Below are 21,678 nucleotides of genomic sequence, written 5' to 3' on the forward strand. Positions count from 1 at the left end.
GACAGGAGATGGAGTAGCAGAGGGCGAGGAAGCAGTTTTTGGGGTTTGTACCTTTCGCTTTTTACTTCGCCGTGTTTTTTCCCATGCTGCTTTACGCGCTTCGTATAGCTCGCGTTGCCTTTCCAGATAATTGTCGGCCATATTATATTTCCTTTATTTATAGTCTGGTAGTTTTATTAAGAAGATAATAGTCAAGAATGGTCATGGCTGCCATTGCTTCTACAATAGGAACGGCACGTGGAAGTACGCAGGGATCGTGTCTGCCTCTGGCTTTCAGTATCGTTTCATTTCCCAAACGGTCTACGGTAGGCTGTTCCATAAGAACCGTAGCCACAGGTTTGAAGGCTACTCGGAAGTAAATATCTTCACCGTTACTGATACCACCTTGTATTCCTCCTGAACGGTTGGTACGCAAGGCAATCTTTCCATTCTCATTATAGAAAATATCATTTTGCTCACTTCCTTTTTGTTCCATGCTGCCGAATCCTTGTCCGTATTCAAATCCTTTTACGGCATTAATACTAAGCATGGCATTACCCAAAGCTGCATGCAGTTTTCCGAATACAGGCTGACCCAATCCTATGGGGCATCCTTTGATTACACAACTGATGACACCTCCGATAGTATTTCCTTCTCCTTTTATTTTGTAGATATAGTCAGCCATTTTTGCTGCCAGTTCCTGATCCGGACAGCGTACTGAATTTTCTTCTATTCGGGTAAGGTCGTACTGTGTGTAGTCTTTTTCTAAAATGTAAGGGCCCACTTGAGAGGTGAAAGCGGTTATCTGGATACCCAGTTGGCGCAAAGCCAATTTGGCTAATGCACCGGCTACCACTCGTGCAATAGTTTCACGGGCAGATGAACGACCTCCACCACGGTGGTCGCGTATGCCATATTTTTCTGTATAAGTATAATCTGCATGTGAGGGACGATATACATCCTTCATATTGTCGTAATCGTTGGAGTGTTGGTTGGTATTCCATACAGCAAAGCCGATGGGGCATCCAGTCGATACACCTTCATAGATACCAGAAAGGAATTCTACTTCGTCAGCCTCTTTGCGAGCCGTTGTAATAGCTGATTGTCCTGGTCGGCGTCGGTTTAATTCTTGTTGGATAAAATCCATGTCAATTACAATCCCGGCTGGGAATCCATCAATTACTCCTCCTATAGCTTTCCCATGCGACTCTCCAAAGCTTGTGAGTCGAAATAGGTTTCCAAATGTATTATTGTACATGTTTTTGTTTTCTCTTGTTCGATAAATGTCATTTAAAATTTGCTTCCGGCTCCACCGCCTCCAAAGTCTCCTCCTCCAAAATTACCGCCACTGAAACCGCCACCACGACTGCCACCTCCAAATCCACCGCCAAAGAATGGACCGCCAAGGAAAGGGCCACCGCTTCCGCCATGGTGATGGAAATCGTCGTCTCTTTTACGCTGCTGTCGTCGTTGAGTATATCCGCAATTGCTGCAGCGGTATACTGTTTCTTCCGTGCGTATTCCGTTTATTCGCTCAATGGTACGGCTGGAAAGCGGGCGAAGTGTGTGCTTGTGGCAATTCGGGCATTTGCTGCGCTGTCTTACCATATACCATAAGGCCAGTGGAACAACTACGAAGCAGCAAATCAAGATACCTATCAGCAACAAGCCGCTTTCTCCTTCTGGTGTTTGTAATGTCAGAGGAGTACCCGTTCCGTCTAGCTGCTTGCGTATAGCTTGTACACCAGCCAGCATACCTTGATCCCAATTGCCTTCGGAAAAATATTTGTTCATATACCTTTCCTGGATACGTTTGCAGAGTGCGTCGGGCAAGTCGCCTTCAAGTCCGTATCCTGTAGCGAACTGAATGCATCTTTCTCCTGTGACCAGCAGAATTACCAGACCGTTGTCTTTCCCTTTCTGGCCTATGCCGTTTTCTCTTCCTAACCGGTATGCAAAGTCAAAGCAGTCGCCTCCTTCTATTTGGTTGACTGCTACAACCAAGGTCTGTATTCCGGTTTGTTGCTCCAAACGGTAAAGGGTAGTGTCGATAGTCATTACAGTAGCATCCGATAGAATACCATCCGGATTGCTGACATATCGCATGCGGTTTTCAAGATGAACCATGGGGACATCCTCCACCCGATATTCCTTTGCTGTTGCGTACAGACAACTGAGCTGAAGTAGCAGGAGGTATAAGAAGGTTTTCAGTTTCATAAAATCAGAATTTTACTTCCGGTGCTTTTTCGCTGCCTTCTTCAGCTTCAAAGTATGGATGTTTTTCGAATCCGAACATACCGGCTACGATATTGCGTGGAAACTTACGGATTGCCGTATTATATTCACGTGTAGTCTTGTTAAAATTACGGCGTTCTACACTGATTCTGTTTTCAGTACCTTCCAACTGTGCTTGTAGTTCTTTAAAGTTTTCGTTGGCTTTCAGTTCAGGGTAGTTTTCTGTTACAGCCAGCAAACGGCTTAGAGCGCTGCCTACTTCACCTTGTGCACGCTGGTAGGCTTGCATCTTTTCCGGAGTCAAATCGTCTATACTTACAGTAGTCTGTGTAGCTTTGGCGCGAGCCGATACTACTGCATCAAATGTCTCTTTTTCGTGTGCTGCATATCCTTTGACTGTATTTACAAGATTTGGAATAAGGTCTGAACGACGTTGGTATTGGTTTTCTACGTTGCTCCATGCTGTACTGACAGCTTCTTCTTGAGCTACCATCGAGTTGTAAGTAGAAGTGAAGTATATTGCAATGACAGCAATAACTGCAATAACGATAATCCAAGTTTTTTTCATGCTTTTGTTTTGTTTTTGATTTGTTTATTTACAAACATAACAAAAAATGCTGGAATAATTGAGGAGGAAATTTAAATTTTCGAATAAAGTTACGGTCTAAAACGTCTTTTAACCTATGTAATGAGTTGAATGAATATACTATAAAAAAAGTTCAGCCAATATCTTTAAGATGTTGGCTGAACTTTTATATAAGTTTCTATTTCCTGATTTAGAAGAACAAATAGCGTTTGTCTACGATTTCGTTCTTTTCTCTCAGTTCATAAATGCATTGCTGAGGAGCATAACGAGAAATCATATTGACTAATGTTGCTTGTTCTGTCTTGCTGTCCAATGTTTCAGCATTCTTATTCTTGTTGTAAACTTGAATCATATAAACGCCTGCATTACCTTTAATTGGAGCAGAAGTTGCGTTTACAGCAGTTTTAGAAGCCACAGCACTGATAACAGGTTCGCTTGCTCTTGTGACAGAGATATATGCTGGAGCTGAGAATGTAACGTGTTTTACAGAGTCGCTTACAGCATCTTTCATTCCTTTAACCTGTGCTAAAGTATTGAAGCCTTTCATTTCAGCCATGATCTTTTCTGCTTTCTTGTCGCGGATAATTTCGCTTCTCAACATGTCAGAAACCTGATTGATGTTGGTGTATCCGGCAGGGTTGATAGTTTCCAATGCTACTACCATCAAATGGTCATTTTCACCACATTCATACAAAGGTGATACTTCACCTTCTTTTGCATCAAATACCCATTTCAAAGCTTCACGAGTTGATTTTACACCACCTACATAGTGTTCGTCGCTTCTGAAGTTCATACGTGGAAGTACAGTATATCCGTTTTCTTCTGCGTTTTTCTCCAAAGCTTCGATTGTAGTGCTTTGTGCAACAAACTGGCTGAACTTGTTGTAAGTGTCGTTGTAAGTTTCTTTGCTGAATTCTACCGGACATTTTACAATAGCCACTTTGTATTTATCCTGCATTTGTTTTTTATTCATTACCTGCAGAATGATATTAGACTGTCCAATCTTCAAGTTAGAAATTTCAGAAACAGGCTGTTCAATCAAAGCGTTGATCAGAGTTGCATTGTCTGCATCCACTGTTGTACCTTCCCAACCTCTTGCGTTAATCCAAGTAGCTTCTCCTGTCTGTGCATATTTCTTTGCAACTTCTGCGAAATCTGCTCCAGCTTTCAGTGCATTATAGATACTGTCTGCCAATTCAGTTGTTTTTTCATCTGTATCAGCATATACCTGGATCTGACGGAACTGGATAGAATCCGGTGCACTTACTTTAGCTACAATTTTGAATGCATTGTATGAATCGTCTGTCTGATTATAGTAAGGTCCATATACTTCATTCACAGAAGTAGAATCCAAGCGGCTTGCTACATCATTAGGAAGTGCAGATTTGCTGACAGGGATATCTGAATATGCAATAGTAGAACCTGTTGAACGTACGAAAGATACATAATCTTTTGTAGTGCTGATAAGCTGGTTTGTATATTCAGTAACTTCTTCCTGTACTGCTTTGCGGTCAGCATCTGAAGGAACAACGCGTACATCTACATATTTAATATTACGTGTTTCTACTGGTTGTTTGAAAGATTCTTTTTTAGAATCGTACAGTTTCTTGATTTCCTCTTTTGAAACAGTAATAGTAGAATCACTGATAGAAGAGTAAGGAACTGCAGCCAAAAGCATATCAGTCTGTTCTGTGCGTGCATTGAATGCATCTTCTGCAGCAACCGGATTAGAGATCAGAGATTTTCCGATCAAGTTCTGATATTTTTCTGCCAACAGAGTTTCTGAAAGGGTTTTTTCAATGAAATTCCAGAAATTACCCATCTTCTGATAATATTCCACATATTGAGCAGGCATTTTGTTTGCATCCAGATTTGCATAATCTACGAGGAATTTTTTCAGCATATCCTTATCAAATGCACCTGTCTGAGGATTGCGGAACGGAGTCTGCATCAACAGAGGATGAGAACCTGCATTGATAACGGCCTGCAATTCTGCTTTAGTAACCTGCAAACCTAACTTTTTAGCTTCGTTTGCTATTACTTCGTTGGTTACGTATGTATTCCATACTTGGTCTTTTATGTTTGTCAACTGGTCTTCGTTCAGAGAGTTTAAACCGTTTGTCAGTTTAATTACCTCACTTAATTCGTCTACCATTTGTTGATACTCCTGTGCGGAAAGTGTTTTTCCATTAACTTCCCCTACGTCTTGTTTACCTTGATGTGGTTGGAGTATTTTCCAAGCATCACCTGCGATAAATGCAAACAAGGCAAGACCAATTACAATGACCAATAAAGGTCCTTTGCTTCTAATTGTTTGTAAAGTTGCCATTTAAAGTTATTTTTTATTATTATGTTTTCTTCATTTAGGGCACGAAGATACAAAAAATGCAAATTAATATCTATTTTATGGTAAAAAAAACAGCTATTTATTTACTTTCAGTTTGACTAATTCAATTTTAGTGCTTGTCACTTTAATTATTTTAAACTGAAATGGCTGGATATTTATGATTTCATGCACTTTTGGTATGCTTTGATATTCGTGTAAGATAAATCCTCCGATAGTTTGGTAATCATCGCTTTCTGGTAAACCTAAATCAAAAAGTTCATTGGCTTTTTCTATTTCCAATCTTCCGGATAAAATATATTCATTTTCTCCGACAGCTTTAGCAACAGTAGAATTGGTATCATGTTCATCCTCGATATCGCCTAATAGTTCTTCTACCAAATCTTCCATGGCGATAATACCTGAAGTGCCTCCAAACTCATCCACAACTACTGCCAAAGAGCGTTTTTGTTGCATTAGTAGTTGCATGAGCTTATGGGCTCCCATAGTTTCAGGAATGATAGGGATAGTGCGTATACCTTTTTGCCAGTTAGTAGTTGGGTTAAACATTTCAGATGAATGAATATAACCTATTATGTTGTCGATATTCCCTTGGTAAACAATAATTTTACTGAGCCCACTTTTTATAAACTCCTCTTTCAACTCTTCTATTGGAGTAGAAATGGGTACTGCGATAATTTCTGTACGAGGAATCATGCAGTCGCGTGCCTTAATGTTGGAGAAATCAAGAGCATTCTGAAATATTTTTATTTCAGTTTCAATTTGGTCATGACTTTCTGCTTCTCCTATACTACTTTGTATATAGTAATCTAAATCTATTTTTGTGAAAGCTTTATCTGTAGCTTCCTTGTTGATTCGGGTACCAAATAAACGTAGTACGCATGCCGAAATGAAGGAAGAAAAACGGCTGATGGGGTAGAGTATTACGTAGCATATAAATGTAGGAATAGCAAAGAAGCGTAATGTTGCATTAGGGTTTATCTTAAACAGGGTTTTAGGCATAAACTCACCTGTGACCAGAATAATTAAAGTAGACAGAATGGTTTCTATTGCCACTAATGCCGCTTCATTACTGATTAAATCTATTAAAATGTAGTGTTCAATCAATTCTGCCATCCATATACCGTATATTACCAATGCGATGTTGTTTCCTACCAACATTGTCGATATAAAGTTGTTTGGATTATGGTAGAAGGTGGATAATATGCGTGTAGAGATATTATTACTACGTTCCATTTCAAAACGTAGCTTATTGGATGAAACAAAGGCGATTTCCATTCCTGAAAAGAATGCGGAAAACGCCATAGAAATAAGTATCTGTATAATAAGTCCCATTGTGTGGTACTGAATATGCTATTTGTTGGTTGTTGTATCTGAGGGTGCGGTATCTTCTACCAAGAAAATACCTGTATTATTGAATATCTGATATTCTGTCATTTGTTGGTTCGATTCAAAACCGTATCCAGTTAGTACCCGGTCTACTTGTTCGATTCGAATAAATTTATCTGAATAGATTTTTTCTTTTTCTTGATCCCAAAACATGAGTTCGGTATCAAATTTATCTCCCTTTTGACTTCTGATATGTACATTGCTGCGTAATTCCCAAAGCTTTTTCTGCTCATAATAATAAGCTGTATCAGCTTCGATACTGGCATCAATATTAAAAAGAGTATCAAATTTTTCCATATATACTCCTTTCTCGAATGCCCAATAGGGAGGATTTTTTTGGCTATAAATTAACCATTCATCTGTAATGATTTTGTAGCGAATCATACCGGAGTCGGATATGTAGGTGGTAACCCCTGTAGTTCGCATGTCAGGCAGGGAGTCTTTTTCATTGACTGCTTCTGCTATGTTCTTTTTATTATTGTTACATGCTGGCAATAAAAGAAACATAACAGTTGCCCATGTGGCAACTGTTATGTTTAAAATAATTGATAGCTTTTTATTTTTCAGTCTAGCCGACATAAATTATCTGATTGTTGTTGTTTCACCAATCCATCCGCCAATAGTTACTGAACTACCTTTTTTCAATCCCAAGAAGAAGAGGTCTTCATCTTTCGGAGTGTATGCAGAATATGTATTGATCAGTTTTTGAGCTTCTTCAGCTACGCTAGGATCTACATTCTTAGCACGTTGCAATTTGTCGATTGCAGCAAAATATACACATTTATTCAATGCAGCTTCATCGCTCCAGTTAGGACTTGCAGCATACATCTGAGCAATCAAAATATATGCTTTACCACTGTTGGGGTTGAATGAAAGAGCTTTGTTGGCATATTGTCTTGCTTTTCCGTACATTTTTTTACTCATCAGCACAACAGCTGCGTTATAGCTGTTTTCTGCTTTTGCCATAACATCCTGTTCCAATTCAATTGCTTGATCGAAATAGCTGATACTCTTATCCAAATCACCTTTCTTGTAATACATGTATCCACATCCGGCAGCAGTAGCAGCAGTTGGTTCGATTGCGTGTGCAGCTTCTGATGCTTCAAAATATGCTTCTTCGTTTGTACATTTCAACATCTGCATTACAGAGATAACCTGTTTCAGGTAATCCAGGTTAGATTTGTTCTGTGCAACTTTCGGACCATAGATAGCCTGCAGGTTTTCGCAACTTGCAGCTCCACTATTGATGAAGTATGCATCTACATTGTCTTTTGTTGTTTTCAATAATTTTTTTGTGCTCTGTTTGGTTGCTGCTTTCAAAGCTTCTTCAGCATAACCAGACGCTGTCAGATAGTCTTGAATGAACTGTTCTTTGTGGGCATCATCAGTCTTCAGTTTGCGAGAAGAAATATCCATCAAATCCTGGAACATGAAGTAATCTGAGTTTTCTTTTTCCAAGTCGATAGCTTCTTTGACCATCTTGTATGCAGTTTCTACATCAAGATTGCTACCTGAGAATACGATATAATCGTGTGCTTTCATTCCCAAGATAGAACCTTTTGTAGTTGGAGTTTTAACCAAACCGTTCAGCTGATCCAAATATTTGATACGCTGATCATGAACAGCCATTAATTCATTGAAATAATTTTTCTGCTGTGCAGCATCTTTAGTAGAAGCTATCAAAGCACGAAGGATTTTTGCACCATTGGTGTAAGTACCAACCTGTGCGATAGGAGCTTCTGTAAATACTACTTTCCAAGGTTTGTAAGCGTCTTTGAAATTGTTTGTTTTTACGTATTCAGTATAAATACTGATGTTTTCCAGACAACGAAGACTGTCCGCACCATGTCCAAAACGTGATCCGTCTTCTACTCCTTTTTGAGCAAAAGTTGCTGTTGTTCCTAATGCAAGAACGCACAACATTGTAAACATTTTCATTTTCATTGTATATAAATTTAATTATTTGTTATTGACTTCTGGTTAATTAACTCTCCATTTCATAAACCAACGTTCATTAAATGTCAGTCCTAATTTTATTACGAAGCGATTTTCGGACAACATATTGGATATAGATGGTTTAACATGTATATATTGTCCTGTAATGTTTAGTATCGTTTTTCTTTGGAATAAGAATAGAGGTAAGCCAAATCCGGCACTAACTCCATACTCAGAAGGACCATTTATATCACCTAATTTTAAATAGGGAGTAGAGTAATATGCTCCTGCGCGATATCTTATTCGTTTAAAATAGTTTCTACCTATAGGATTTGGTAAAAATTCTGCTCCTACTGCAACTTTTGAACGATCTTTATAAGCATCAGTTTGGTTATTGTATTTTACATTTGACCATTTTTGTAAAGTGTAATCCACTCCTAGAGTCAGGTTCTGTTTACGGTTATAAGCTACACCTACTCCAAAAGTATGAGGGATGCCATATGAATCATTGATAGTAGTGCTATTGTTAACTACATAATCAGAATTATCAGTTATTTGTATACCTTTTTCTTCACTGGAATTCAAATTATGCCCTAATCCATAGGTAAGTCCCAATGTCAGATTATCATCTTTGGAAATAGGTTGTGTATATTGTACTCCAAAGTCTGCAGTGAAACTGTTTACTTTAATTTTATTGTATGTGATACTGTAATCAGCAGTTGTATTAAAGCCAATTTGTGTCTGATAATTAATGTCTCCATATAGGTAACCAAAATTGGCTCCGATAGAAAGATTGTCTAGAATTTTGAATCCTAATCCTCCGAATACCTGTTGCAATCCTCCATCACCGGTAAAAATACTTGTGCTCGAATTTTCGCTTCCTTCTAATGGCTTAGTTGTAGTAAAGCTATATCCTACAGTCGAATAGGGCGTAAATCCGATTACAGCTCCCAAACGGGGATGCAGACGGAACTGCATGGCGATATAATCAAAGCTTGAGTTCTTCGCTTTGGCTTTTACTCCGTTCTCCTGATAGTTAGAGCTTTTTAAACTCATGCCTAAATCAAACATAAAAGACAATGAATCGACGGCAGAATAAGATGCGGGATTCATTACATTAATATGCTTACTGTTGCGAAGGCCATAACCTATTCCACCCATTGCTGCATTATTCGCAAAAGCCCGATCGGCTAAGTCTCCTAAGCCATATCTTGTATAAGGAGAGTTAGAGCTTGTTTGTGCGCTTGCAGTAAAAGAACCTGCCACAAACAATGCACTAAGAAGAACTTTATTACTTAACATTATAATTCAATATTCTGTTTAAACCTTTCAATACTAAAAATCTATCTGCAAAGATGATACTTTTTAAGTTTGTATCAAAAGAAAATTTATCCCCGCCAGTTAAAAAAACCAAAAGATCGGGATATTTCTTTTGCATAAGGGTGATATATCCCATGATTTCAAATTCTATGCCTTTGATGACTCCTGATCGGATAGCTGTTTCTGTATTATATCCAAAATCAGGTGTGTCTCCGTTTTTCTCTATTAGTGGCAGTTTTTCACAGCATGCATTAAGGGCATTAAAACGTGTATAAATCCCAGGTGATATATTTCCTCCCCAATATTGTCCTTTTGCATCAATAAATTCATAAGTCAGTGCTGTTCCGGCATCTATAACTAATAAATTTTTCCCGGGAAAAATATAATTGGCTCCCACTACAGCCGCTAAACGGTCCATTCCCAACGTTTGTGGTGATTTGTATAAATTGGTAATAGGCACGGGCGTTTTATATGACAATTCCAATATTGGCATATTCAGTTTGGCCAATTGTTTTTTAATAGTATTGCTTAGTGTAATGACAGATGCGATAATACCCTTTTCTATTGGGTATTTGTTGCAAAGCATAGTCAAGCAGTCTAAAGAGTGATTCGATCCTCTTAAAACTTCTATAACTTCATCTCCGTCGAATACAGCTAATTTGGCAACTGTATTTCCTATATCGATTACTAAATTCACGTTTAATCTGTTTTTGTGTCTGCAAAGTAACAGAAAAATAAATAGAATCTGCAATAAAAGTCGTGATTTTATTTAACAATATAGAATATAGGTGTACATTTGTGGCCGGATTTTAATAAGATTTGATATAAAATTTATTAGGAATGAAGAAAATAAGGCTTTGGCTAGTGTGCATGTGGCTGGCGGTGTTTAATGTACTTCATGCGCAGCAGGATAGTCTTCAGATTAGCTTGTTGACCTGTTCGCCTGGTACAGAAATATATTCTTTGTTTGGACATACGGCTCTACGTGTTCAGAATTTTTCCCGTAATCTTGATGTCGTATTTAATTATGGAATGTTTAGTTTTAATACTCCTCATTTTATATATCGCTTCATAAAAGGAGAAACCGATTATCAATTAGGGGTGATTCCTTATGTCTATTTCGAGGCAGAATATGCGGAGCGAGGTTCTTCGGTGTACCAGCAGGTACTTAATCTTTCTGCAGAAGAAAAACAAACTCTATTGCACTTGTTGACGGAAAATTATTTACCCGAGAACCGTACTTATCGCTATAATTATTTTTATGACAATTGTACAACTCGTGCGAGAGACCAAATAGAAAGATGTATAAAGGGAACAGTGGTTTATCCGGACTCTTTTCCTAATCGAAGCTTCAGAAGTATTGTACATGAGTTTACCGTAGGGGCTGCTTGGGGTGAATTGGGGATAGACTTGTGCTTGGGAGCAGAAGCTGATACTCCGATTGATAAGCGACAACAAATGTTCTCTCCTTTTTACATGAAGGAATATGCTTCTGGTGCCTATATTATCGGAGACAATGGACAGAGGCGCCCGCTGGTGTTAAAAGAGGAAAAGGTAGTTGATGTAGCTCCTGCAGAAACTCATTCTTCTTTTTTATCTCCACTTTGGTGTGCCACTTTTTTATTGGCTATATCGGTATTAATTGGCTGGTGGCAATGGCGTCGTAATAAGATTTGCTGGATTTGGGAACTTTTATTGTTCGGCGCTCAAGGAATAGCGGGATGTATTATAGCCTTTTTGTTTTTCTTTTCTGTTCATCCTACTGTGGGTTCAAATTGGCTGTTGATTTTGTTTAATCCGATACCTTTGTTGTATTTGCCTTTTATGGTTTATTTCTCAGTAACGCGTCGGAAAGACTGGTATCATGTCGTGAATATGGTGTATTTAACACTTTTTATAGTGATATTCCCGTTTTGTTTGCAAGAATTTAATTTAACAGTGTTACCTTTGGCACTGAGTTTGCTGGTTACATCAGCGAGCCACGTATTAGTATTGAGCAAAAAACAATGATGAAAGACCGTATATTAACCTCCTTGATTGCTGCCGTAGTTATTACAGGATTACGGGCACAAGCTGTTTCGCCTGTTCCGAAATTGGTGATAGGATTGACTATTGACCAGTTAAGGGCTGACTATATAGAAGCATTTTCTTCTATGTATGGTGAACGGGGATTCAAGCGTCTTTTTAAAGAAGGGCGTGTATATTGTAATGCTGAATATGATTTCATTAATATTGATCCGGCCTCTGCTGTAGCTTCTATTTATACAGGTACTACTCCTTATTATAATGGTATTGTAGGTACCAGATGGATGGACCGTAACTCTTTACGTATTATTAAGGCAGTAGATGACCCGGCTCACATGGGGATTTATACTTCTGAAAGCACTTCACCGCAACATCTGTTAGTTTCTACTTTATCGGATGAACTGATGGTTGCAACACAAGGTAATGCCGAAGTATACTCCATTGCTCCTACAAGGGAAATGGCTGTTTTATCGGCAGGACATGCTGCAAAAGGAGCTTTCTGGATTAATAATGAAACAGGAAAGTGGAGTGGCTCTACTTATTATGGTTCGTTTCCAGAATGGGTGACGACATATAATGACAGAGACGGACTGGATTTTCGTATCAGTAGTTTGGTGTGGGGGCCTTATCTGCCTGTAACTGCGTACAGATATATTACATCAGATGTAAAACAACTTACATTTAAGCATAATTTTTTTGACGAACGGGCTGAGAAGTATAAGCGTTTCAAAACGAGTCCTTACGTAAACGATGAAGTAAACAGATTGGTTCGTGCCTGTCTGACCAAAACGAATATTGGTAAAGATTATATTCCAGACCTTTTAACTCTTTCCTATTATGCCGGAAACTATGCACATAAGGCGAATACAGAATATCCTATGGAAATTCAGGATGCTTATGTGCGTTTGGATAACAGTATCGGCGATTTATTGGAAATGGTCGACCGTCAGGTTGGTCTTCAGAATACGTTGTTTTTTATTACCTCTACCGGTTATGTCGATTCTGATCCAAAAGATCCGGAGCAATATCGTATTCCGGGAGGAGAATTCCATATCAAGCGTTGTGCTGCCCTTTTGAACATGTACCTGATGGCAATTTATGGCCAGGGACAATACGTGGAAACTTATTACGACCGTCAGATTTACTTGAATCATAAACTGATTGAAGATAAGAAACTGAATCTGACAGAAGTATTGAATCGTGCGTCCGATTTCATTGTACAAATGAGTGGGGTGCGTACTGCTTATTCTTCACAACGTCTTTTATTGGGAGCATGGACTCCGAAAATAGAGAAAATCAGAAACAGCTTTAATGTAAGTTGTTCGGGGGATATCTATGTAGAAGTCTTGCCCGGATGGTCGGTTGTTGATGAATATTCTCATCATACCAAAACAATCCGAGACACTTATGCTTCTGTTCCTGTTATTTTCTTAGGACATAATATTAAGCCCGAGATTCTTTATACGCCGGTGAAAATGACTACTATTGCACCGACTATTTCTCATTTCATGCGTATACGGGCACCGAATGCTGCTTCACAATCTCCATTAACGGGTATTCGTAAATAAATTGTGAAGAATACTCGTAAGATAATTAGCAATTTAGTTATCTTTGCGCGTTCACTTTTTAATTATACATTTTTTTGATAATAATAAAAACAACAATACACAATGGGATTTAATGAATTTATAAGCAAGCTTTTCGGAAATAAGGCTACTCGCGACATGAAAGAGATTCAGCCTTGGGTAAACAAGGTGAAAGAGGTTTATCCTGAAATTGCCAAGTTGAGCCACGATGAATTGCGTGCAAAAACAGAGGAACTTAAAAAGTATATCAAGGATTCGGCTGCCGAGGAAAACAAAAAGATTGAAGAACTGAAGGCAACTATCGAATCAACTGAATTGGAAAAACGTGAAGCCTTGTTTAACCAGATTGATAAACTGGAAAAAGAAGTACTCGACAAGTACGAACAGGCTTTGAATGATATATTACCAATCGCTTTTTCTATTGTAAAAGATACAGCTCGCCGCTTGTCTGAAAACGAAGAAATTGAAGTAACAGCTACTGAACTCGACCGTGAACTGGCTGCTCAAGGAAAAGATTTTGTTCGTATTGAAGGCGATAAGGCAATCTGGAAGAACCACTGGAAAGCCGGAGGCAACGAGATGAAGTGGAACATGGTACATTATGATGTACAGTTGTTCGGTGGTGTGGTATTGCATCAGGGTAAGATTGCTGAAATGGCAACAGGTGAAGGTAAGACTCTTGTTGCAACTTTGCCTGTATTCTTGAATGCACTGACCGGAAATGGTGTACACGTAGTAACTGTCAACGACTATCTGGCAAAACGTGACTCGGAATGGATGGGACCTTTGTATATGTTCCACGGTTTGCGTGTAGACTGTATCGATAAGCATCAGCCTAACTCAGAGGCACGTCGTCGTGCTTATATGGCCGATATTACATTTGGTACAAACAATGAATTCGGTTTCGACTATCTGCGTGATAATATGGCTATCAGCCCGAAAGACTTGGTACAGCGTAAGCATAATTATGCCATTGTCGATGAGGTTGACTCTGTATTGATCGACGATGCGCGTACACCGCTTATCATTTCAGGTCCGGTACCTAAGGGAGACCAGCAGCTGTTCGAAGTATTGCGTCCGCTGGTAGAACGACTGGTAGAAGCACAGCGTCGTCTGGCCACTCAATATTTGGCCGATGCCAAACGTTTGATTGCATCTGATAAGAAGGAAGATGTAGAAGCAGGTTTCCTTGCTTTGTTCCGTAGTCATAAGGCGTTGCCAAAGAACAAACCGCTGATTAAGTTCTTGAGTGAACCGGGAATCAAGGCTGGTATGTTGAAGACCGAAGAAATCTACATGGAACAGAATAACAAGCGTATGCCTGAAGCTGTAGAGCCTCTGTATTTCGTTATTGATGAAAAGATGAAGAGTGCTGACTTGACAGATAAGGGTGTAGACTTGATTACAGGTAATTCGCAAGATCCAACCTTGTTTGTGTTGCCTGATATTGCCGCACAATTGTCAGAATTGGAAAATCAGGCAGGATTGACCGATGAAGAAAAATTGGCAAAGAAAGACGAATTGCTTACCAACTACGCTATCAAGTCAGAACGTGTACATACCATCAACCAGTTGTTGAAGGCTTATACAATGTTCGAAAAAGATACAGACTATGTAGTAATGGACGGTCAGGTTAAGATTGTCGACGAACAGACCGGCCGTATTATGGACGGACGCCGTTGGAGCGATGGCTTGCACCAGGCTGTAGAAGCAAAAGAAGGTGTGAAAGTAGAAGCTGCTACTCAGACATTCGCTACCATTACTTTGCAGAACTATTTCCGTATGTATCATAAATTGTCGGGTATGACCGGTACTGCTGAAACAGAAGCTGGTGAGTTCTGGGATATTTACAAATTGGATGTAGTAGTTATTCCTACTAACCGTCCGATTGCACGTATCGATATGAACGACCGTGTGTACAAGACAAAACGTGAAAAATACAAGGCTGTAATCGAAGAAATCGTGAAGATGGTAGAAGCGGGTCGTCCTGTATTGGTGGGTACTACTTCTGTCGAGATTTCTGAAATGTTGAGTAAGATGCTTACCTTGCGTAAGATTGAGCATAATGTACTGAATGCGAAGTTGCATCAGAAAGAAGCTGATATTGTGGCAAAAGCTGGTCAGAGCTCTACTGTAACTATTGCAACCAATATGGCCGGTCGTGGTACCGATATCAAGTTGAGTCCGGAAGTGAAAGCTGCCGGAGGTTTGGCGATTATTGGTACGGAACGTCATGAATCACGTCGTGTAGACCGTCAGTTGCGTGGTCGTGCCGGACGTCAGGGTGACCCGGGTTCTTCTGTATTCTTTGTGTCATTGGAAGACGATTTGATGCGTTTGTTCTCATCAGACAGAATTGCTTCTGTAATGGATAAGCTGGGCTTCAAGGAAGGTGAAATGATTGAGCATAAGATGATTTCAAATTCTATTGAACGTGCACAGAAGAAAGTCGAAGAAAATAACTTTGGTATCCGTAAACGTTTGCTGGAATACGATGACGTGATGAACAAGCAGCGTACTGTAGTTTATACTAAACGTCGTCATGCTTTGATGGGTGAACGTATCGGTATGGATATCGTAGATATGATTTGGGAACGTTGTGTCAACGCGGTAGAGCAGCCTACTTTCGAAGATGCGAAGATGGAAATTCTTCAGACACTGGCAATGGAGGCTCCATTTACAGAAGATGAATTCCGCGGAACAAAGAAAGAAACTCTTGCAGAAAAGACTTTCGAAGAAGCAATGACATTGTTTAAGCGTAAGACTGAACGTATGGCTCAGATTGCCAATCCGGTGATTAAGCAGGTATACGAAGCGCAAGGTCATATGTACGAAAACATTATGATTCCTATTACCGACGGTAAACGTATGTACAATATTTCAGTCAACCTGAAAGAAGCATACGAAACAGAATCGAAGGCAATTGTCAAGGCATTCGAAAAGGCTATTCTTCTTCACACTATCGACGAAGGCTGGAAAGAAAACTTGCGTGAACTGGATGAGTTGAAACATTCTGTACAGAATGCAAGTTACGAGCAGAAAGATCCGCTGTTGATCTTCAAGCTGGAATCTGTAAACCTGTTCGATAATATGGTGAACAAGATCAATAACAATACAATTTCTGTATTGATGCGTGGTCAGATACCGGTACAGGAACCGGAACAGGTACGTGAGGCTGCTCCCGAACCGGAACGTCCTCGTCAGCAGTATCGTGAAGAGAAGCAAGATTTGACAGATCCTAATCAGCAGGCAGCTGCAGGACGCGACACAAGAGAGGTAAAACAGGAGCCTTACCGTGCTGAAAAAACAGTAGGCCGTAATGATCCTTGTCCTTGTGGCAGCGGACTGAAATATAAGAACTGTCATGGTAAGGATAAAGCTGAATAAAATATTGGATTAATATAGAGAACTCCCAGATGAAAGGTAATTTTCATTTGGGAGTTTTTTTATGTGATTCATTTTCTTTGCTGTGGTATGAGAGTTCTTTTGAGTGGTTTATGGAGAATATTTTTTTAGTAGTATAAGTTTTTCTCTGATGCAAGATAAATTCTTTTTCAAACATTATTTGCTATGTGAGAAATCTCTGTAACTTTATATTAAATCTTTTACTATCGAATTGCTTTTAAATTAAAAAGACCGGAAAATGAAAAGAAATTTTATTTTAACTGTATGTTTTCTATTGTCCTTATGTGTAAATGCACAGGATAAAATGGGAGGATTTGAGAAGAAAGTTTATGTATCTGAGGCAGGAGATACTTTAAGATATCGTTTGCTATTGCCGGAAAACTACGATGAAAACAAGTGTTATCCGCTGGTTTTGTTTCTTCATGGAGCAGGAGAAAGAGGCTGTGATAATGAAAAGCAGTTGTTTCATGGAGGACAGATGTGGCTTAATCCAGTAAATCGTGAAAATTATCCGGCTTTTGTGCTTGCTCCACAGTGTCCGGATAGCTGTTACTGGGCTTATGGAACCCGACCTGTATCGTTTGTACCGGAGGAAATGCCACTTTCTACAGACGATGTGCAGATTACCAAGCTTCTTAAGGGACTTCTTGACTCATACTTGTCCCTTCCTCAGGTTGACAAGAAAAGAGTGTATGTGATGGGACTTTCTATGGGAGGAATGGCTACTTTCGACTTGGTAAGCCGTTATCCGGATGTGTTTGCTGCTGCTATTCCCATTTGTGGTATTGTAAATCCGTCCAGACTTGCCGTAGCAAAAAAAGTTAAGTTCCGCATATTCCATGGTGATGCAGACGATGTAGTTCCTGTAATTGGTTCCAGATCTGCCTATAAGGCACTAAAGAAAGCCGGTGCCAAGGTAGAGTATATTGAGTTCCCCGGATGTGGTCATGCCAGTTGGCATCCTGCTTTCAACTATCCGGATTTTATGAAATGGTTGTTCAGTCAGAAGAAATAAATAAAAATCACCCTCATAAGGGGTGATTTTTATTTTTATGAATCTTTGTCGTTTTTCTTACGTAAAAAGAAGTTTCTTTACTTCATTTCTGCTTTGTCTCGTACGTACACCTTATGGCTTCCTTTTCCATGACAACCGATTCCGCTTTCCGGTGTTCTGCTCCATAATTTAAGTTCACTGGCAGCTTGGGTGTGTCTTAATCCGGCAATCTCTTCGTATATTTTTACAGTCAGTATCTCGTGAGACTCCAGATAAGTCTGTGCTATTTTCAGACGCTCTTCAGGGGTATACTGTGTGTGCAGGCAGCCATAGCTTTGGGGACCTTTTTTCAGCTTGCATTGCATGGCGGTATTTAGGATAAGTGTTTTATCCGGGCGAAACAAAATGTTCGATACACCAATGTGCCGGGCATCGGTTCTTGTCTGGCAATCTGTTTCTATCTCTTTCCGGACTGACAGTGCTGGAGTAAAGGTACCAATCTCATCCAGCTTCACGGAATAGCCGTTAGCCATTTTATAGGCAATCATTTCACTCAGAAGAGTCAGTATACCCATAATTTCACTTCGGCTGAAGGTAGAATATTTCTCCATTTCTTTGGCAAGTTCTTTGGAGGAGTAGCGGCCTCTTAAAATCATTTTAGGAACAAGGATGGTTTCTCCCTCGTGGTTGAGGTCGTTCATTCTCTGCAATGTGTAATTAACGCTCATGGTTAGATAAAATTTAAATGATGGTTATAGACTAAATCGTAATACGTGAAGGATTGTATTCAGCGACGTCGGTCATACATCCGGCGTAGCCGTTTGTATGGCCGGCGCCATTGGCTACACAGCCGGCGTCGTCGGCTATACCCCTTTTCAGGCAAAGATATAGTCGCCTAAAGTTCATATTATCTATTATGTCCGATGTCGATGGATCTGGGACGAAATCGGTACAAAATTTTTCTTAAGTCAGTGTGTGCTGCACAAGCCGGTTAATGTTTCAATCTCTGGAAACAATACTTTATAAGCCGTGCGCATAAGGTACTTTAACTCCTTTTCTTTGCATTTTTTTCTTTTTATCTTTTCGGTATTGCGAATTTCATTACCTTTGTTTACGAACGCTAAAGACAAGATTTATGAAAAAATATATGATGTGGGCCTTGGCATGCGTGCTTTCTTCTTGTACTTCTGTACGGATTCTTTCGTTTGAAGAACTTGCTCCGGCCAAGTATAATTTTCCTGCAGATGTAAGAACAGTAGCAGTAGTCAATAATATGCCGGAACTTTCTTCAACTTCAGAAAAGGGAGTTCTTACGTTAGGAGAACTGAATGCGGACGGTAAGACTGCGGCAGAGGCACTGGCTACTTCTCTTGCCGATTCCAGATATTTCTATCAGGTGGTAATTTGTGATTCGGCTTTGTGTACGAAAGATAAAGTTCATGCCGCCTTGTCGCAGGAGGAAGTGAAGAAACTTTCATCCGATTTGGGTGCCGATTTGATTTTTTCTTTGGATCGCGTAATGATTCATACAGCCAAGGAAGATGTTTTCTATCCGGAATGGGCAATGGTGTGGCAGGCAGTAAAGGTAAAAGTGACTCCGGTGTTGAGCATTTATGCTCCCTTCCGTGAAAAGCCGTTGCATGTAGTTGCTGCTACGGACAGTGTATATTGGGATATGTCCAATCTGCCTTCGGATAAGCAGTTGATGGCTGAAAGTGGTCAGATGGCAGCCTCAATGTTGACTAGTCAGCTGGTTCCGTGCTGGAAGACAGTGGAACGTTCTTATTTTGGAGGAGGATGTGTGGAAATGCGTGATGCTGAGGTTTGTGTCGGTGAAAATGACTGGAAAGGAGCGCGGGAGTTATGGACCGGATTGTACAACCGCTATAAGAAAGGCGGATTGAAAATGAAGGCTGCATATAATGTCGCACTGTCGTATGAAATGGAAGGGGATTTTGACAAGGCAGAAGAATGGCTGGACAAGGCAAAATCTCTTTTGAAATCGGGAAGTGATGACGTACGAATGCTGGCTTTGTATGAGAAGCAGCTGAAAGCAAGAAAGGAAACTACATTGAAATTGAATATTCAAATGAGCCGTTTTGGAAACAAATTCTGAGAATAATTCTTGCAGGAATGATTTTTTTTGTACATTTGAAGTATAAAAAGAAAGGCATAGCATATGAATATAAGTGAACATTCGCACTTTTCGATTATTTCTGCTTTGAAAGAAGCTTTATGCAGATATATTACAGGAAGTGAAGGTTCTGTAGTTACAGATATCCATTTACAGCCCAAACAAGATAGCGGCGAATTTATTGTTTTTAATGACGATGACGAAGAATTGGCACGTACTATCGTGGATGAGTGGGTGGATTACGATAAGGATGATTTCTATACAGAGGTGGAATCTTTGCTGCGTTCGGAACTTACAGTATTGAAGGACGAGGGTCTGCTGGATAAGTTATGTTTGTTGAAGCCTTTTTCTTTTGTTTTGGTAGACGATGAAAAAGAAACTGTAGCTGAACTTTTATTGGTAGACGATGAAGAAACACTTTTATTGAATGAAGAGCTTCTTAAGGGACTGGACGAAGAACTGGATGCTTTTCTGAAAGATTTGCTTGAAAAATAATAAAAGGGCAGAACTGTTGGAGTTCAGGATGAGAGGGGAGAAGGCCATGTATCTGAAGGCTGTATAGTGATTTCTCCTGTTATTCTGAGGTTTTGTAATACAGATAGAACGAAATAAAAGGCTGTGTCGGAAGAATATTGTTTTCTTTGGGCACAGTTTTCTTTTTTTAGAGGAGGAATATATGGGAGAACGGATTACATTTCGGAAAAATGAGCGTTTGCACATGATTAATCCGCACTGGAGGGGAAACCCGGTGGCAAAAGGTAAATTCTTTAACCGGCAGCATCGTTGGCGTCCTGGAATGGGGAGCGTGTTGAAATGGCGTTTCTCCCCAAATCCGCAGCGAAAGGAAAAGCGTACTGTAAAATGGAATCCCAAGATACATTTTTTACGCTCGCTGGATAATGTGGTAGGTAATTCTCTGATATGGCTGGGGCACAATACCTTTTTCTTGCAGTTGGGTGGAAAGCGTTTTATGATTGATCCGGTATATGGCAATATCCCTTTTGTAAAGCGCCGTAGCTTGTTTCCGGCCAATCCTTCTATTTTTCAGCATATCGATTATTTGTTGATCAGCCATGATCATTTCGACCATTTGGACAAGCCCAGTGTGGCTCGTCTCTTTGCGGATAATCCTCAGATGAAGCTCTTTTGCGGTATTGGTACCGGAGCCTTGATTAAAGGATGGTTCCCGGATATGGAGGTGATAGAGGCTGCCTGGTACCAGCAATATCAGGACGGTGATTTGAAACTGACTTTTCTTCCGGCACAGCACTGGAGCAAGCGCGGAGTCAGCGATGGGGGAGAACGTTTGTGGGGAGCATTCATGATAGAAGCTGGAGGAATTGTAATTTATAATAGTGGAGATACAGGGTATGCTCCTCATTTCAGTGAGCTTCCTCATTTGTTCCCGCATATTGATTATTGTATGGTAGGAATAGGGGCTTACAAACCGCGCTGGTTTATGAAACCTAATCATATTTCGCCTTATGATGCACTGACTGCTTCGGCAGATATGCAAGCCTGTCTTACGATTCCGATGCATTATGGTACATTCGATCTTTCGGACGAGCCTCTTTTCGATCCACCTCATGTATTTAAGGCAGAAGCAAAGAAGCGTGATATGCCTGTCTTGTTGCCGGAACTGGGAGAGGTGGTGAAGCTGAAGCCGATGAGATGAATATCTTTTGATAAGAAGAAAACAAAAAATCTCCAAAGCAACCGGATAGAGGTGCTTTGGAGATTTTCTAT

At 39.9% G+C, this 21,678-nt stretch carries 17 protein-coding genes; 7 read left to right on the forward strand and 10 right to left on the reverse strand.

The features are described 5' to 3' along the window. Window positions 1-157 precede the first annotated feature (157 nt). The 9 genes from aroC to O6P32_RS09385 all read right to left on the reverse strand — a co-directional run bounded on the left by aroC (window position 158) and on the right by O6P32_RS09385 (window position 10,485). A complete protein-coding gene (gene aroC / locus O6P32_RS09345; protein WP_269878187.1) occupies window positions 158-1,237 on the reverse strand; it encodes a chorismate synthase in 1,080 nt (359 codons plus the stop codon). 32 nt (window positions 1,238-1,269) lie between these two features. After that, window positions 1,270-2,196: a TPM domain-containing protein gene (locus tag O6P32_RS09350; protein ID WP_269878188.1), complete on the reverse strand. Its 927-nt coding sequence runs from the start codon at window positions 2,194-2,196 to the stop codon at window positions 1,270-1,272. A 4-nt stretch (window positions 2,197-2,200) separates the two neighbouring features. Continuing rightward, complete coding sequence (locus O6P32_RS09355) at window positions 2,201-2,782, reverse strand: LemA family protein (RefSeq protein ID WP_269878189.1); 582 nt, start codon at window positions 2,780-2,782, stop codon at window positions 2,201-2,203. Between the two features lie 208 nt (window positions 2,783-2,990). Next, on the reverse strand, window positions 2,991-5,129 hold the full coding sequence (locus O6P32_RS09360; protein WP_269878190.1) for a peptidylprolyl isomerase: 2,139 nt from the start codon (window positions 5,127-5,129) through the stop codon (window positions 2,991-2,993). A gap of 93 nt (window positions 5,130-5,222) precedes the next feature. After that, the gene (locus O6P32_RS09365) at window positions 5,223-6,479 is read right to left on the reverse strand and encodes a hemolysin family protein (protein WP_269878191.1); all 1,257 of its coding nucleotides are present in this window, start codon (window positions 6,477-6,479) and stop codon (window positions 5,223-5,225) included. A gap of 18 nt (window positions 6,480-6,497) precedes the next feature. Then, on the reverse strand, window positions 6,498-7,112 hold the full coding sequence (gene lptC / locus O6P32_RS09370) for an LPS export ABC transporter periplasmic protein LptC (protein WP_269878193.1): 615 nt from the start codon (window positions 7,110-7,112) through the stop codon (window positions 6,498-6,500). 3 nt (window positions 7,113-7,115) lie between these two features. Continuing rightward, entirely contained in the window at window positions 7,116-8,477 is a 1,362-nt protein-coding gene (locus tag O6P32_RS09375; protein WP_269878194.1) for a tetratricopeptide repeat protein, read from the reverse strand. 36 nt (window positions 8,478-8,513) lie between these two features. Further along, window positions 8,514-9,770, reverse strand: a complete 1,257-nt coding sequence (locus O6P32_RS09380; RefSeq protein ID WP_269878195.1) for an OmpP1/FadL family transporter — start codon at window positions 9,768-9,770, stop codon at window positions 8,514-8,516. Further along, window positions 9,760-10,485, reverse strand: a complete 726-nt coding sequence (locus tag O6P32_RS09385) for a type III pantothenate kinase (RefSeq protein ID WP_332909936.1) — start codon at window positions 10,483-10,485, stop codon at window positions 9,760-9,762. Before O6P32_RS09385 ends, O6P32_RS09380 begins: the two co-directional genes overlap by 11 nt. A 143-nt stretch (window positions 10,486-10,628) precedes the next feature. Here O6P32_RS09385 and lnb point away from each other — a divergent pair, with 143 nt between their 5' ends. From lnb to O6P32_RS09405, 4 genes are all read left to right on the forward strand, one after another. Next, window positions 10,629-11,798, forward strand: a complete 1,170-nt coding sequence (gene lnb, locus O6P32_RS09390; protein ID WP_269878197.1) for a lipoprotein N-acyltransferase Lnb — start codon at window positions 10,629-10,631, stop codon at window positions 11,796-11,798. Further along, entirely contained in the window at window positions 11,798-13,381 is a 1,584-nt protein-coding gene (locus O6P32_RS09395; RefSeq protein ID WP_269878265.1) for an alkaline phosphatase family protein, read from the forward strand. Before lnb ends, O6P32_RS09395 begins: the two co-directional genes overlap by 1 nt. 102 nt (window positions 13,382-13,483) lie before the next feature. Then, window positions 13,484-16,786: a preprotein translocase subunit SecA gene (gene secA / locus O6P32_RS09400; protein ID WP_269878199.1), complete on the forward strand. Its 3,303-nt coding sequence runs from the start codon at window positions 13,484-13,486 to the stop codon at window positions 16,784-16,786. Between the two features lie 256 nt (window positions 16,787-17,042). Next, on the forward strand, window positions 17,043-17,819 hold the full coding sequence (locus O6P32_RS09405) for a carboxylesterase family protein (RefSeq protein ID WP_269878200.1): 777 nt from the start codon (window positions 17,043-17,045) through the stop codon (window positions 17,817-17,819). 77 nt (window positions 17,820-17,896) lie between these two features. On the opposite strand, the gene O6P32_RS09410 is transcribed toward O6P32_RS09405, so the two are convergent. Continuing rightward, a complete protein-coding gene (locus tag O6P32_RS09410) occupies window positions 17,897-18,526 on the reverse strand; it encodes an HU family DNA-binding protein (RefSeq protein WP_269878201.1) in 630 nt (209 codons plus the stop codon). Between the two features lie 407 nt (window positions 18,527-18,933). Between O6P32_RS09410 and O6P32_RS09415 the strand changes: the two genes are divergently transcribed. The 3 genes from O6P32_RS09415 to O6P32_RS09425 all read left to right on the forward strand — a co-directional run bounded on the left by O6P32_RS09415 (window position 18,934) and on the right by O6P32_RS09425 (window position 21,607). After that, window positions 18,934-19,914, forward strand: coding sequence for a DUF6340 family protein (locus O6P32_RS09415; RefSeq protein ID WP_269878203.1), 981 nt, complete (start codon window positions 18,934-18,936; stop codon window positions 19,912-19,914). A 63-nt stretch (window positions 19,915-19,977) separates the two neighbouring features. Then, complete coding sequence (locus O6P32_RS09420) at window positions 19,978-20,427, forward strand: hypothetical protein (protein ID WP_269878204.1); 450 nt, start codon at window positions 19,978-19,980, stop codon at window positions 20,425-20,427. Window positions 20,428-20,608: 181 nt separating this feature from the next. Continuing rightward, window positions 20,609-21,607, forward strand: coding sequence for an MBL fold metallo-hydrolase (locus O6P32_RS09425; RefSeq protein ID WP_269878205.1), 999 nt, complete (start codon window positions 20,609-20,611; stop codon window positions 21,605-21,607). Window positions 21,608-21,678: the final 71 nt, after the last annotated feature.

The organism is Phocaeicola acetigenes, assembly GCF_027529745.1.
Lineage (GTDB): Bacteria > Bacteroidota > Bacteroidia > Bacteroidales > Bacteroidaceae > Phocaeicola > Phocaeicola acetigenes.